This is a genomic window from Streptomyces sp. NPDC029836, from assembly GCF_055574495.1.
The window spans coordinates 123,960-136,849 of the sequence record NZ_JBVHZI010000013.1; the positions used below are offsets into that span (position 1 = coordinate 123,960).

Consider the following 12,890-nt stretch of genomic DNA (forward strand, 5'->3'; position numbering starts at 1 on the left):
CACGGAAAACGGGCCCCCCACCGCCCGTGAAGGGTGGTGGAGGGCCCGTTCAGCCGTGCAGGGAGCCGGTCAGGCTCGGCCTGATCAAACGGCGGCCGGGTCTTCCTCGACGAGGAGGTTCCGGGTGCGGTTCGAGTCCAGGGCGATGCCCGGACCCATCGTGGTGCTCAGGGCGGCCTTCTTGATGTAGCGGCCCTTCGCGGCGGACGGCTTCAGACGGATGATCTCGTCCAGGGCCGCCGCGTAGTTCTCGACCAGCTGCTCATCGGAGAAGGAGACCTTGCCGATGATGAAGTGCAGGTTCGAGTGCTTGTCGACGCGGAACTCGATCTTGCCACCCTTGATCTCGGTGACGGCCTTGGCGACGTCCATCGTGACGGTGCCGGTCTTCGGGTTCGGCATGAGGCCACGGGGACCGAGCACGCGGCCGAGGCGGCCGACCTTGCCCATGAGGTCCGGCGTGGCGACAACGGCGTCGAACTCGTTCAGGCGGTTGCCCTTGGCGATCTCGTTGATCAGCTCGTCGTCGCCGACGATGTCGGCGCCGGCGGCTTCCGCGGCCGCTGCACGGTCACCGGTCGCGAAGACCAGGACCCGGGCGGTCTTGCCGGTGCCGTGCGGGAGGTTCACGGTGCCACGGACCATCTGGTCGGCCTTGCGCGGGTCGACACCCAGGCGGAAGGCGATCTCGACGGTGCTGTCGAACTTGGTCGCGGAGGTCTCCTTGGCGAGACGGACGGCCTCGAGCGGGGCGTAGAACTTGTCCCGGTCGATCTTGGCGTCCGCAGCGCGGAGAGTCTTGCTGCGCTTCACTTCTGCTCCTGTGTAGTGACTTCAGGCGTGGAGTCGTGGTGCGGACCAGCGCTTGGCCCTACCACTGTCGTGCTGGGTGGCTGGATCAGCCTTCGACCGTGATGCCCATCGAACGCGCGGTGCCGGCGATGATCTTCTCGGCGGCGTCGATGTCGTTCGCGTTGAGGTCAGGCATCTTGATCGTGGCGATCTCGCGGACCTGGTCACGCGTGAGCTTCGCGACCTTGGTCTTGTGCGGCTCGCCGGAGCCCTTCTCCACGCCCGCGCTCTTCAGGATGAGACGCGCGGCCGGCGGAGTCTTGGTGATGAAGGTGAAGGAACGGTCGTCGTAGACCGTGATCTCCACCGGCACGACCATGCCGCGCTGCGACTCGGTCGCGGCGTTGTAGGCCTTGCAGAACTCCATGATGTTGACGCCGTGCTGACCGAGCGCGGGGCCGACCGGCGGAGCCGGGTTGGCCGCACCGGCCTTGATCTGGAGCTTGATAAGCCCCGTGATCTTCTTCTTCTTGGGAGGCATTGCTCTCTCCGGGTCCTAGTGAGAGTTTTCAGCCGCCAACCGGTCATCCGGATGGAGGCATACCGCACCACGATAACGGGTACAGGTGCGGGGCTAAAAACCGAGCAGGTCAGACCCCCCTTTACGGGGCGATCTGACCTGCTTCGGAAGCGTTGTTCAGAAGAACTGGATCAGCGGATCCGGATCAGTTCTTCTGGATCTGGTCGAAGCTCAACTCGACCGGGGTCTCGCGGCCGAAGATCTCGACGAGACCCTTGACCTTCTTCGAGTCCGGGTTGATCTCGTTGATGGTCGCCTGGAGCGTCGCGAACGGGCCGTCGGTGACGGTGACCGAGTCGCCGACCTCGAAGTCCAGGACCTCGATGGCGCGCTTCACGGCGGGAGCCGGCAGGCCCGCGGCCTCGGCGGCGGCCTTGTCGGCCTTCTCCTTCGCCTCCGGCGCGAGCATCTTGACGATCTCGTCCAGGGTCAGCGGGTACGGGTCGTACGCGTTGCCCACGAAGCCGGTGACACCGGGGGTGTTGCGGACGACGCCCCAGGACTCGTTCGTCAGATCCATGCGGACGAGAACGTAACCGGGCAGCTTGTTCTGCCGGACGTTCTTGCGCTCGCCGTTCTTGATCTGGACGATCTCTTCCTCGGGCACCTCGGCCTGGTAGATGAACTCCTCGACGTTCAGCGAGACGGCACGCTGCTCGAGGTTGGCCTTCACGCGCTTCTCGTAGCCCGCGTAGGTGTGGATGACGTACCACTCACCGGGGAGCAGGCGCAGCTCGTCGCGCAGGGCCTGGGTGGGGTCGACGGGCTCGGCGGGGGCGGCCTCCTCGGCCTCCTCCGCGTCCTCGACGTCGGTCTCGTCCGCGTCCTCGACGGCGGCCTCGGCCTCGTCGTCGGCGTCCGCGGCCCCTTCGACCTCGTCGGCGTCCGCGGCCTCGTCGGCCTCCGCGGCCTCGGCGTCGACAGCACCCTCGCCCTCGGCGGACTCGACGTGCAGCGCGGCCTCTTCGGCGGCGATGCCTGCGTCGGCGTCGGCGAGCTCGGCCTCATCGGGGTCCACAGCGTCGGCAGCCTCGACGATGTCGAGCTGGTCCTCAACGGACTCGACGGACTCGACGGACTCGTCGCTCACGTTCAGGTTCGGGTCAGACACGGTGGCTGCTTCTTCCTGGATACAAAAGGTGGTGGAACATGCGAAAACGGGCGGCACCCATCAAGGCGCCGCCCTCCGCGGGGATCAGCCGAAGACGAACTTGATGGCTTCCTGGAACCCATAGTCAATCACGGTCACCAGACCGATCATGATGACGACGAAGACAATCACCACGGTGGTGTACGTCGTGAGCTGGTTACGAGTGGGCCAGACGACCTTGCGGAGCTCCGCGACGATCTGACGGTAGAAGAGCGCGAGCCGGCCGAAAGGGCCCTTCTTGCCGCGCTTACCGCCCTTGCGGGCCTTCTTCTCGCGAGTGTCGTCCTCGGCGTCAGGCATGTCGATGGAGCCGAGGGCGTCCGTCACGTCTCTCACCTGAATCCGGGTCGTGGCCGTAGCCGCGCCCGGTTGCGCCGCACGGCATTGCATCGAAGTACGTACCTGCGCACACGTCCGAGAAGGAGTGTGGAGCAGGGCCGGAGGGACTCGAACCCCCAACCGCTGGTTTTGGAGACCAGTGCTCTACCAATTGAGCTACGACCCTTTGCGTTCCCCAACCTACCGCATCCGAGCGAGTGCACGGAGTGCTCACGTTCCGGACGGCTGGTGAGGACCAACGACAGGTGAGTGTACGTGGTCCGGGCCCTGACGTCGAACAGAACAGAGCCGGACCTGCTCCGTCCGGTCCCTGAAACGGTGTGCGGGCCTTCCGGGCCGTCTGGGACGATTGGCCGCATGACCTCTGCAACGCCTTCCTCCGAGCGCCGGGTGTCCGCCCGTATCGGCGCCATTTCCGAGTCCGCCACCCTCGCCGTCGACGCCAAGGCCAAGGCCCTCAAGGCCGCCGGGCGTCCGGTGATCGGCTTCGGTGCGGGCGAGCCCGACTTCCCCACCCCGGACTACATCGTCGAGGCGGCGGTCGAGGCCTGCCGCAACCCGAAGTACCACCGCTACACGCCGGCCGGCGGCCTGCCCGAGCTGAAGGCCGCGATCGCCGCGAAGACGCTGCGCGACTCCGGCTACGAGGTGGACGCGTCCCAGGTCCTGGTGACCAACGGCGGCAAGCAGGCCATCTACGAGGCGTTCGCGGCCATCCTCGACCCGGGTGACGAGGTCATCGTCCCGGCCCCGTACTGGACCACCTACCCGGAGTCGATCCGCCTCGCGGGCGGCGTACCGGTCGAGGTCGTCGCCGACGAGACCACCGGGTACCGGGTCTCCGTCGAGCAGCTGGAGGCCGCGCGCACCGAGCGCACGAAGGTCGTCCTCTTCGTCTCCCCGTCCAACCCGACGGGCGCCGTCTACACCGAGGCCGACGCCGAGGCCATCGGCCGCTGGGCCGCCGACAAGGGCCTGTGGGTCCTGACGGACGAGATCTACGAGCACCTGGTCTACGGCGACGCCAAGTTCGTCTCGCTGCCGGCGATCGTCCCCGAGCTCGCCGACAAGTGCATCATCGTCAACGGCGTCGCCAAGACGTACGCGATGACCGGTTGGCGCGTGGGCTGGATCATCGGCCCGAAGGATGTCGTCAAGGCCGCGACGAACCTGCAGTCGCACGCCACCTCCAACGTCTCCAACGTGGCCCAGGTCGCGGCGCTCGCCGCCGTCTCCGGCAACCTGGACGCCGTCCACGAGATGCGCACGGCCTTCGACCGCCGCCGCCAGACCATCGTGCGGATGCTGAACGAGATCGACGGCGTGTTCTGCCCGACCCCCGAGGGCGCGTTCTACGCGTACCCGTCGGTCAAGGAGGTGCTCGGCAAGGAGATCCGCGGCAAGCGCCCGCAGACCTCCGTCGAGCTGGCCGCGCTGATCCTGGACGAGGCCGAGGTCGCGGTCGTCCCGGGCGAGGCCTTCGGCACCCCCGGCTACCTGCGCCTCTCGTACGCCCTGGGCGACGAGGACCTGGTCGAGGGCGTGTCCCGGATCCAGAAGCTGCTCGCCGAGGCCAAGGCCTAGGCGTCGCGGTAGGAAGCGGTACGGAGCGGCGTCGTCCCGGTGGGGCGGCGCCGCTCCGTCGTTCCCGGGACCGGCCGCCGCGCCCGGGGCCCGGTGGCTCGGGTTTACGTTCGGGCAAGGTCCCGTTCAGGGAAAGCGGCTGTCGATCGGGTGACAAGTACGGCAGGATCACCGGATGGAGCACGTACGCGATCTCACGCTTCTGCCGAAAGCCCACCTCCACCTGCACTTCACCGGGTCGATGCGCCCCTCGACGCTGCTGGAGCTGGCCGACAAGTACGGCGTTCGCCTGCCCGAGGCCCTGACCAGCGGCGAACCCCCCAAACTCCGGGCCACCGACGAACGCGGCTGGTTCCGCTTCCAGCGGCTCTACGACACCGCCCGGTCCTGCCTGCGCGAGCCCGACGACATCCGCCGGCTGGTCCGCGAGGCCGCCGAGGAGGACGTCCGCGACGGCAGCGGCTGGCTGGAGATCCAGGTCGACCCGACCTCCTACGCCCCCTTGCTGGGCGGCATGATCCCGGCCGTCGAGATCATCCTGGACGCCGTCGACGCGGCCTCCCGGGAGACCGGCCTCGGCATGCGCGTCGTCATCGCCGCGAACCGCATGAAGCATCCGCTCGACGCCCGCACCCTCGCCCGACTCGCCGTCCGCTACGCCGACCGCGGCATCGTCGGCTTCGGGCTCTCCAACGACGAACGCCGCGGCATGGCCCGCGACTTCGACCGGGCCTTCGCCATCGCCCGCGAGGGCGGCCTGCTCGCGGCCCCGCACGGCGGCGAGCTGAGCGGGCCCTCCTCCGTCCGGGACTGCCTGGACGACCTGCACGCCGCCCGCATCGGGCACGGCGTACGGGCCGCCGAGGACCCGCGGCTGCTCAAGCGGCTGGCCGACCGGCAGATCACCTGCGAGGTCTGCCCGGCCTCCAACGTCGCCCTCGGCGTGTACCAGCGGCCCGAGGACGTGCCGCTGCGCACCCTCTTCGAGGCGGGGGTGCCGATGGCGCTGGGCGCGGACGACCCGCTGCTGTTCGGTTCGCGGCTCGCGGCGCAGTACGAGTTCGCCCGCCGCCACCACGCCTTCACGGACGCGGAGCTGGCCGAGCTGGCCCGGCAGTCGGTGCGCGGTTCGGCGGCGCCGGAGGAAGTCCAGGCCAAGTTGCTGGGCGGGATCGACCACTGGCTCAGCGGGTGAGCCGCAGGTCCCCCTGGTAGCAGTCGGCCCGGACCCGGTGGCCGCCGGGGAAGCCGATCTCCAGGTGGGTGCGGCCCTGCTCGGGCAGGGCGAACTCGGCGACGGAGGCGATCGTGCGCCCGACGTGGGGCAGGAACGGGTGGTCCCCGAGGTCCTCGCCGACCTCGATGCGGCCCCACTCCCCCAGGTCGTAGGGCTCGTGCGGGGTCGCGGCCTCGACGATGAGGCAGCGGTCGGAGCCGGTGGTGATGCGCGTGGAGTCGCCGACGCTGTCGATCAGCCACACGTCGAGCGGCGCCTCGGAGCGTTCGCCCTCACAGACGTGCCAGGACGCGACGACCCGGCTGATCTCGCGGCCCACCAGACGCGTGGGATCGGTGCCGGCCCCGTGCCGGGGGCAGTTCATGTCAGCGGTTCACGTCAGATGCGGACGCCGACCGTCACCGGCTCGTTGACGAGCGTGACGCCGAAGGCCTCGTGGACGCCGGCGACGACCTCGCGGGCCAGGACGAGGAGGTCCTCGGTGGTGGCCTCGCCGCGGTTGGTCAGGGCCAGGGTGTGCTTGGTGGAGATCCTGGCGGGGCCGGTGCCGTAGCCCTTGGTGAAGCCGGCCTTGTCGATCAGCCAGGCCGCGCTGGTCTTCGTACGCCCTTCGCCGGCCGGGTAGGCGGGCGGCGCCGTGTCGGGGCCGAGGCGGTCCTGGGCGCGGGTGAGGAAGGCTGCGTACGCCTCGTCGGTCAGGATCGGGTTGTGGAAGAAGGAGCCGGCGGACCAGGTGTCGTGGTCGGCGGGGTCGAGGACCATGCCCTTGCCGGCGCGCAGCCGCAGCACCGTCTCGCGGGCGGCGGCGGCCGGGACCCGGTCGCCGGCGCCGACGCCGAGGGCGCGGGCCGTTTCCGGGTACTTGATCGGGGCGGAGAGGCCGCCCGCGTCCTCCAGGGCGAAGCGCACGCGCAGGACGACGTACCGGTCGGGCTGGTCCTTGAAGGTGCTGTTGCGGTAGCGGAAGTCGCACTCGGCGGCGGTCAGGGTGACGGTCGCGCCGCTGGTGCGGTCGTAGGCCACGACCTCCGTGATGGTGTCGCAGACCTCCTGCCCGTACGCGCCGACGTTCTGGATCGGGGTCGCGCCGGCCGAGCCGGGGATCCCGGCGAGGCACTCGATGCCCGCGAGTCCGGCGTCGACGGTGCGGGCGACGGCGTCGCTCCAGTTCTCGCCGGCGGCGAGCTCCAGGCGGGTCCCGTCGAGGTCGAACCCGGTCGTCGCGATGCGCAGGGCGGTGCCGTCGAAGCCCTGGTCACCGATGACCAGGTTGCTGCCGCCGCCGATGATCAGCAGCGGCGTGCCGGCGGCGTCCGCCGCGCGGACGGCGTCGACGACCTCGGCGTCGGTGGTCGCGGTGACCAACCGGGCCGCGGGGCCGCCGAGGCGGAAGGTGGTCAGCGGGGCGAGGGGGGCGTCGTGGAGTTCCTGCACGAGCACAAGAGTACGGTCCGGCCCCCTCGCATCCCGGCGGGGCACTCAGTGGGCCCGTTTCCGCTCGGCCAGACGGCGCTCGGCCTCCGCCCAGCCGAGGGGCAGTTCCGCGGCCCGCACGGTCCAGAAGGTGAACTCGGCCTCCTTCGTGTAGGCGGCCGCGGCGCGCGCGGAGGCGCGGTGCGGCTCACTGGCCGCGAAGCGCTGGAGGGCCTCGCGGTCCTCCCAGGCGGACAGGGTGAGGAAGGTCCGGCGCAGGACCCGGGCCCGCAGGGCGGCGCCGTGCGCGCCGGGCGCCTTGCGGACCTGGGCGACGATGCCGGGCGCCTTGAGGAGGAACCGCAGCGCTCCGAGGAGGCCGTCGGTCTCGAAGCGGGAGGCCATGACGTACACCTCGGCGTCGGGATCGGCCTGCGCGGGCGTGTACCAGGGGACGTCGGGCATGACGGGGCTCCTTCGCGACGCGTCGTCGTACGGAACTTCGTGTGCGGGCGGTGCTGCGGTTCTCCCGGCCGCGCCCGGGCGTCGGCCCCGGCCGGCGAGCGGCGCCTCAGCCGGCGACGGGCACCTTGCGGACCTCGGCGACCGGCTGCGAGCCCGTCCGCGCCCCGCCGCCCCGACGGGGCACCAGCAGCGCGAACCCGGCGGCGAGGGCGACGGCGACGGCCCCGATCCACAGCGCGGGGACGGTCCCGTCGGTGAAGGCCTGCGGGGTCTCGTAGCCGCCCTGGGCGGAGAACACGGAGGCCAGGACGGCCACACCGAGGGCCCCGCCGACCTCGCGCAGGGCGTTGTTGGTCCCGGAGGCCTTGCCCTGGTCGGCGGGGCGCACGGTGGACATCAGCACGTTGGCGGCCGGGGCGAAGTAGAGGGCCATGCCGATCCCGCTGAGGATCAGCGCCGGCAGCTGGGCGGCGTAGGAGACGTCCGTGCTCAGGATCACGGCGAACCAGCCGAGCCCGATGGCCTGGAACGCCAGCCCGGCGGCGACCACGGGTCGCCCGCCGATCCGGTCGGAGAGGATCCCGGCGAGCGGGGCCACGATCATCGGCATGCCGGTCCAGGGGAGCATGCGCAGGCCGGCTTCGGTGGGCGAGTAGCCGACGACCCCTTGGAGGAACTGGCTGAGCAGGAAGATCGAGCCGAACATGCCGAGGAACATGAGCAGCCCCGCGATGTTGATCCCGAGGAACCCGCGGTCACGGAAGAGCCGCATGGGCAGCACGGGGTCGGCGGCGCGCATGCCGTGCCGGATGAAGGCGCCCACCAGCGCGCCGCCCGCGATGAGGCCGGTGAGGACGGGCGCACTGGTCCAACCGTCGGCGTTGGCGTTGACCAGTGCGTAGACGATCCCGAAGAGGCCGGCACTGATCAGCAGGGTGCCGGGCACGTCGAGGCGGGCGTTCGGCGCGGTGGACTCGGCGAGGCGCAGCCGGGCGAGGGGGATGAGGGCGAGACCGATCGGAACGTTCAGCCAGAAGATCCACTGCCAGGAGATGTGCTCGGTGAGCGTGCCGCCGATGAGGGGGCCACTGGCGACGGCGAGCCCGGTCACGGCCCCGTAGATCCCGAGGGCCATGCCCCGGCGGGCGGCCGGGACGGCGGCGGTGAGCAGCGTGAGGGTGAGCGGCATCATGATCGCCGCTCCGACGCCCTGGACGGCGCGGGCGGCGATGAGCGCGTCGATACCGGGCGAGAGCGCGGCCGCGGCGGAGGAGGCCGTGAATATCCCGAGCCCGATGACGAAGAGCCGCCGCCGCCCGAACCGGTCACCGAGGGCGGAGCCGAACATGAGCAGGACGGCGAAGGTCAGCGTGTAGGCATTCACCGTCCACTCCAGGTCCTCCAACTTCCCGCCGAGGTCGGCGCGGATCGCGGGGAGGGCGGTGGTGACGACGAGGTTGTCGAGCGCGGCCATGAAACTGGCGGCGCCGGTGAGGACGAGCGCCCAGATGGCGGGCGCTCTGAGGGCGGGCGCTCTGACGGCGGGTTGAGTGCTGCTCACGGTTGTTCCCCCTGATCGGCTTGGCGGCTTGGCGGCTTGGTAGTGACTGATTACTAACTTTCTGGGGCAAGCAAGGGCGGAGTCGGCAAGGAAGGACGGTTTCAGCCCTGCGGCGGGGGCTCGCCGGAGCCGGAGCCGGAGCCGGAGCCATGGGTGGACCCGGAGAGCCAGCACCCCTCCCACACCCGGTGCCCGGACGGGAACCCGAGGGCCGAGAGGGTGTTGATAAGCATTCCGTAGGCCATGAAGGACCCCGCCTGTGCGCTGTCGCCGCCGAGGGGCATTCGTACGGTGTCCCAGAGATCCATCCAACCGGCCCGGACCAGCTCCCCGAACTCCTTCTCCCCGGCGGCCTCGGCGGCCGCCACGGTCACGTACACCTGGAGCTGCATCTGCAGCTTGTCGGGCTGTTCGGCGATCAGCGTCAGGTACGCCGCCCCCATGGCACCCAGGGCCTCCTCACCACTGAGCCCCTCGGCGGCCTTCTCGAAGACCAGCCTGATCTCCTCCATGCACCGGGTGGTGGCGGCGAGGAACATGGCCTGCTTGTTGGGGAAGAGCCGGAACAAGTACGGCTGCGAGACACCCACCCGCTTGGCGATCGCCTCGGTGGACGTCCCGTAGTAGCCCCCACGCGCAAACTCACACATGGCCGCCCGCACGACACTCTCGCGCCGCTCTTCCGCACTCATCCTTGCCATGGATGGAAAGTTAGTGCTCAATCACTAACTTGGTCAAGGGTCGGGGTGGGGTCGGGGTGGGGTCGGGGTGGGGTCGGGGGGCGGGTGCAGCGGGGCGGGGGTTCGGACGGCGGGGCGGGCCGGGGGTAGCGGGGTGCCGTTGATCCGGATCAGAGCAGCTTTGGGGGGTTCCCGCCGGTCTCATCGTCTCTCCGCGTCGGGCCGGCCCCTCAAGGGCGCTCCCTTCGGTCGCGTCGCTACGCGATGGCCTACGGCCACCCTTGACCGACCGACCCGCCACGGAAAAACGAAGACCGACGGGAACCCCCCAAAAGAACGGTCACGGGTCAGAGAGACGAGGAACGGGTCCCTCAGCGATGAGGCGAGGGACCCGGGGTTGCCCGATGGGGCACACGGGCACGCCAAGAGGCCGGCGGCCGGGCCCCGGGCGCGGCCAAGAGCCCTACCCGCCCATCAGAACGACCAGAGTGATCTGGAGTGCGGGTAGGCGGGGGGACGCGCCGGTTCGCCATAAGTTCGTCGCTCGGCTCAGCGACTGACCACCGGCCGTGGCTGGACATAAGCCGCACCAGCCCAGTCCATGGCCGAGGCCGTCTCAGCGTCCGCCGACCGCCCGAGGCCGGACCCCAGACCACAGACCACAGACCACAGACCACAAAAATCAGATGGTGGGGACGGTGCGGACGGGCCGCAGGCGCTCGCCGCCAACGGATTCCACGGACGGTGTGGGCTGCTTATGTCCAGCCACGGACGGTCGACGGACGCTGAGCCGAGCGAAGAGACACGGCGAACCGGCGCGCGTCCCCGCCTACCCGCACTCCAGACTGCTCTGGTGGTTCTGATGGGCGGGTAGGGCTCTTGGCCGCGCCCGGGGCCCGACCAACGGCCCTCTGAGGTGCCCGTATGCCCCATCGGGCAGCCCCCGGGCCCTCGTCTCGTCACTGAGGGACCCGCTCCTGTCCTCTCTGACCCGTGACCGTTCTTTTGGGGGGTTCCCGTCGGTCTTCGGCTTTTCGTGGTGGGGCGGTCGGTCAAGGGTGGCCGAAGGCCATCGCGAAGCGACGCGACGACGAAGGAGGAGCGCCCTTGAGGGACCGGCCCACCACGAAGAGACGATGAGACCGGCGGGAAACCACCAAACCAGCTCTGATCCGGACCATCGGCACCCCGCACACCCCCCGCCCCCACCCCCGCCCAGCGGATTCAACCCCGCCCCGCCGCAGCCACCACGCCCGCAGCCCCACCCCACCCCACCCCGCCTCAGGCGAGTTGGACCACCGCGCGGGACATGCCGAGGACCTTCTGGCCTGCGCTCATCGCCGTCAGGTCGACCCGTACGCGGTTGTCGTCCAGTTTGACGGCGACCTTCGCGGTGACCTCGATCAGCGCGCCCTTGTCGTCGTTCGGGACCACGACCGGCTTGGTGAAGCGGACTCCGTAGTCGACCACCGCGCCCGGGTCGCCGACCCAGTCGGTCACCACGCGGATCGCCTCGGCCATGGTGAACATGCCGTGGGCGATCACGTCCGGCAGTCCGACCTCCTTGGCGAACTTTTCGTTCCAGTGGATCGGGTTGAAGTCACCGGAGGCACCGGCGTAGCGCACGAGCGTCGCGCGCGACACCGGGAAGGAGGCCGCCGGCAGGACGGTGCCGACCTCGACGTCGGCGTACTGGATCTGTGCAGCCATCTCAGGCCTCCTCGGGGGCGCGGGAAACGAGCTTGGTCCAGGCCGTCACCACGTGCTCGCCGGATGCGTCGTGGACCTCACCGCGGATGTCGATGATGTCGTTGCCGGCCATCGACTTCACGGCCTCGATGGTGGAAGTCACCGAGAGCTGGTCGCCCGCACGGACGGGACGGACGTACGAGAACTTCTGGTCGCCGTGCACGACGCGGCTGTAGTCGAGACCCAGCTGGGGGTCCTCGACGACCTGGCCCGCCGCCTTGAACGTGATGGCAAACACAAAGGTCGGGGGGGCGATCACATCGGGGTGGCCGAACGCCTTGGCAGCTTCCGGGTCGGTGTAGACGGGATTTTCGTCACCCACCGCAACCGCGAATTCGCGGATCTTCTCCCGGCCGACCTCGTACGGATCGGTGGGCGGGTAGGTCCGCCCGACGAAGGTCTGGTCGAGGGCCATGGCTCACTACCTCCTGTGGAAGGAACACGAAAGAACAGCAGACGAAGGGAGACGCGCACCGTCCCGTACCGGCCGGGCAGCCCCGAACCGCCCCGGATCCGATCCGTGCGGAAACGACACAAGGCCGCCCCCCAATGACGGGGACGACCTCGTGACGGTGCCTGTTATTCGAGACTTCGCCAGGATCAGCGGGTCTCGCGGTGCGCGGTGTGCGAGTTGCAACGCGGGCAGTGCTTCTTCATCTCCATGCGATCCGGGTTGTTACGCCGGTTCTTCTTGGTGATGTAGTTCCGCTCCTTGCACTCCACGCAGGCCAGCGTGATCTTCGGGCGGACGTCGGTGGCAGCCACGTGAGTGCTCCTTGACGGAATATGGGACGGATGAACGCATAAAAGAGTAGCCGATCGGGAGACCGACCCCGCAATCGGCTACTAGTTGTAGCGGCGACCGGACTTGAACCGGTGACACAGCGATTATGAGCCGCTTGCTCTACCGACTGAGCTACGCCGCTTTGATGTGATCCGCTCCCCACCCGAGGGTGGGGAACCTCACTCATCAGAGCCCCAATGCGGAATCGAACCGCAGACCTTCTCCTTACCATGGAGACGCTCTACCGACTGAGCTATTGGGGCGAGCGATGAAGACATTACACGGTTGCCCGCCGATCGCCCAAATCCTTTGCGGCGACTGGGCTCGGGGGTGGGCCGGTGAAGATTCTTGATCACCGCTTCAGCGCCTGTCCGACGGTTTTGCGAACCAAATGTGCGCGGGCTCACACCAACTCGCACCCGGCACGTCCGCCGTTGGCGCCGGCGCGGACGAGGTCACCACACGGCGCGGGCACACACCGGCGTGGTGTCCACACCGGCATGGACACCACGCCGGCTCTGGCACCACACCGGTACGACTATTGCGCTCTTCCGCG

Annotated in this window: 14 protein-coding genes and 3 tRNA genes; 2 read left to right on the plus strand and 15 right to left on the minus strand. The window is 69.6% G+C overall.

The window, feature by feature from the left end:
- Positions 1–84: 84 nt before the first annotated feature.
- From rplA to ACZ4XJ_RS30235, 5 genes are all read right to left on the minus strand, one after another.
- The gene (rplA, locus tag ACZ4XJ_RS30215; RefSeq protein ID WP_362884124.1) at positions 85–813 is read right to left on the minus strand and encodes a 50S ribosomal protein L1; all 729 of its coding nucleotides are present in this window, start codon (positions 811–813) and stop codon (positions 85–87) included.
- Between the two features lie 85 nt (positions 814–898).
- Positions 899–1,333, minus strand: coding sequence for a 50S ribosomal protein L11 (gene rplK, locus ACZ4XJ_RS30220; protein WP_351821568.1), 435 nt, complete (start codon positions 1,331–1,333; stop codon positions 899–901).
- 184 nt (positions 1,334–1,517) lie between these two features.
- Entirely contained in the window at positions 1,518–2,483 is a 966-nt protein-coding gene (nusG, locus tag ACZ4XJ_RS30225) for a transcription termination/antitermination protein NusG (RefSeq protein WP_468498024.1), read from the minus strand.
- A gap of 84 nt (positions 2,484–2,567) precedes the next feature.
- Positions 2,568–2,849, minus strand: a complete 282-nt coding sequence (gene secE, locus ACZ4XJ_RS30230) for a preprotein translocase subunit SecE (RefSeq protein WP_362884121.1) — start codon at positions 2,847–2,849, stop codon at positions 2,568–2,570.
- A 105-nt stretch (positions 2,850–2,954) separates the two neighbouring features.
- A tRNA-Trp gene (locus ACZ4XJ_RS30235) sits at positions 2,955–3,027 on the minus strand.
- Between the two features lie 191 nt (positions 3,028–3,218).
- Here ACZ4XJ_RS30235 and ACZ4XJ_RS30240 point away from each other — a divergent pair.
- Together ACZ4XJ_RS30240 and ACZ4XJ_RS30245 are read left to right on the plus strand one after the other, a co-directional pair.
- Positions 3,219–4,445: a pyridoxal phosphate-dependent aminotransferase gene (locus ACZ4XJ_RS30240; protein ID WP_388888044.1), complete on the plus strand. Its 1,227-nt coding sequence runs from the start codon at positions 3,219–3,221 to the stop codon at positions 4,443–4,445.
- 175 nt (positions 4,446–4,620) lie between these two features.
- Positions 4,621–5,640 carry an adenosine deaminase gene (locus ACZ4XJ_RS30245; protein ID WP_468498025.1) on the plus strand — a complete coding sequence of 340 codons (1,020 nt, stop codon included), beginning with the start codon at positions 4,621–4,623 and terminating at the stop codon, positions 5,638–5,640.
- On the opposite strand, the gene ACZ4XJ_RS30250 is transcribed toward ACZ4XJ_RS30245, so the two are convergent.
- The 10 genes from ACZ4XJ_RS30250 to ACZ4XJ_RS30295 all read right to left on the minus strand — a co-directional run bounded on the left by ACZ4XJ_RS30250 (position 5,630) and on the right by ACZ4XJ_RS30295 (position 12,597).
- Positions 5,630–6,046, minus strand: coding sequence for a hypothetical protein (locus tag ACZ4XJ_RS30250; protein WP_362884116.1), 417 nt, complete (start codon positions 6,044–6,046; stop codon positions 5,630–5,632). The two genes, ACZ4XJ_RS30245 and ACZ4XJ_RS30250, sit on opposite strands and share 11 nt — an antisense overlap.
- A gap of 14 nt (positions 6,047–6,060) precedes the next feature.
- The gene (locus ACZ4XJ_RS30255) at positions 6,061–7,116 is read right to left on the minus strand and encodes a UDP-N-acetylmuramate dehydrogenase (RefSeq protein WP_362884114.1); all 1,056 of its coding nucleotides are present in this window, start codon (positions 7,114–7,116) and stop codon (positions 6,061–6,063) included.
- Positions 7,117–7,161: 45 nt separating this feature from the next.
- Positions 7,162–7,560, minus strand: coding sequence for a DUF3291 domain-containing protein (locus ACZ4XJ_RS30260; RefSeq protein ID WP_362884112.1), 399 nt, complete (start codon positions 7,558–7,560; stop codon positions 7,162–7,164).
- 106 nt (positions 7,561–7,666) lie between these two features.
- On the minus strand, positions 7,667–9,121 hold the full coding sequence (locus ACZ4XJ_RS30265) for a DHA2 family efflux MFS transporter permease subunit (RefSeq protein ID WP_468498026.1): 1,455 nt from the start codon (positions 9,119–9,121) through the stop codon (positions 7,667–7,669).
- A gap of 101 nt (positions 9,122–9,222) precedes the next feature.
- Complete coding sequence (locus ACZ4XJ_RS30270) at positions 9,223–9,822, minus strand: TetR/AcrR family transcriptional regulator (RefSeq protein ID WP_468498027.1); 600 nt, start codon at positions 9,820–9,822, stop codon at positions 9,223–9,225.
- Positions 9,823–11,082: 1,260 nt separating this feature from the next.
- Positions 11,083–11,511 carry a MaoC family dehydratase gene (locus ACZ4XJ_RS30275; RefSeq protein WP_468498028.1) on the minus strand — a complete coding sequence of 143 codons (429 nt, stop codon included), beginning with the start codon at positions 11,509–11,511 and terminating at the stop codon, positions 11,083–11,085.
- Between the two features lies 1 nt (position 11,512).
- A complete protein-coding gene (locus ACZ4XJ_RS30280) occupies positions 11,513–11,965 on the minus strand; it encodes a MaoC family dehydratase N-terminal domain-containing protein (RefSeq protein WP_362883882.1) in 453 nt (150 codons plus the stop codon).
- A 185-nt stretch (positions 11,966–12,150) separates the two neighbouring features.
- Positions 12,151–12,315, minus strand: a complete 165-nt coding sequence (gene rpmG, locus ACZ4XJ_RS30285) for a 50S ribosomal protein L33 (RefSeq protein WP_007265873.1) — start codon at positions 12,313–12,315, stop codon at positions 12,151–12,153.
- Between the two features lie 88 nt (positions 12,316–12,403).
- Positions 12,404–12,476: transfer RNA gene (locus ACZ4XJ_RS30290), tRNA-Met, on the minus strand.
- 48 nt (positions 12,477–12,524) lie between these two features.
- A tRNA-Thr gene (locus ACZ4XJ_RS30295) sits at positions 12,525–12,597 on the minus strand.
- Positions 12,598–12,890: the final 293 nt, after the last annotated feature.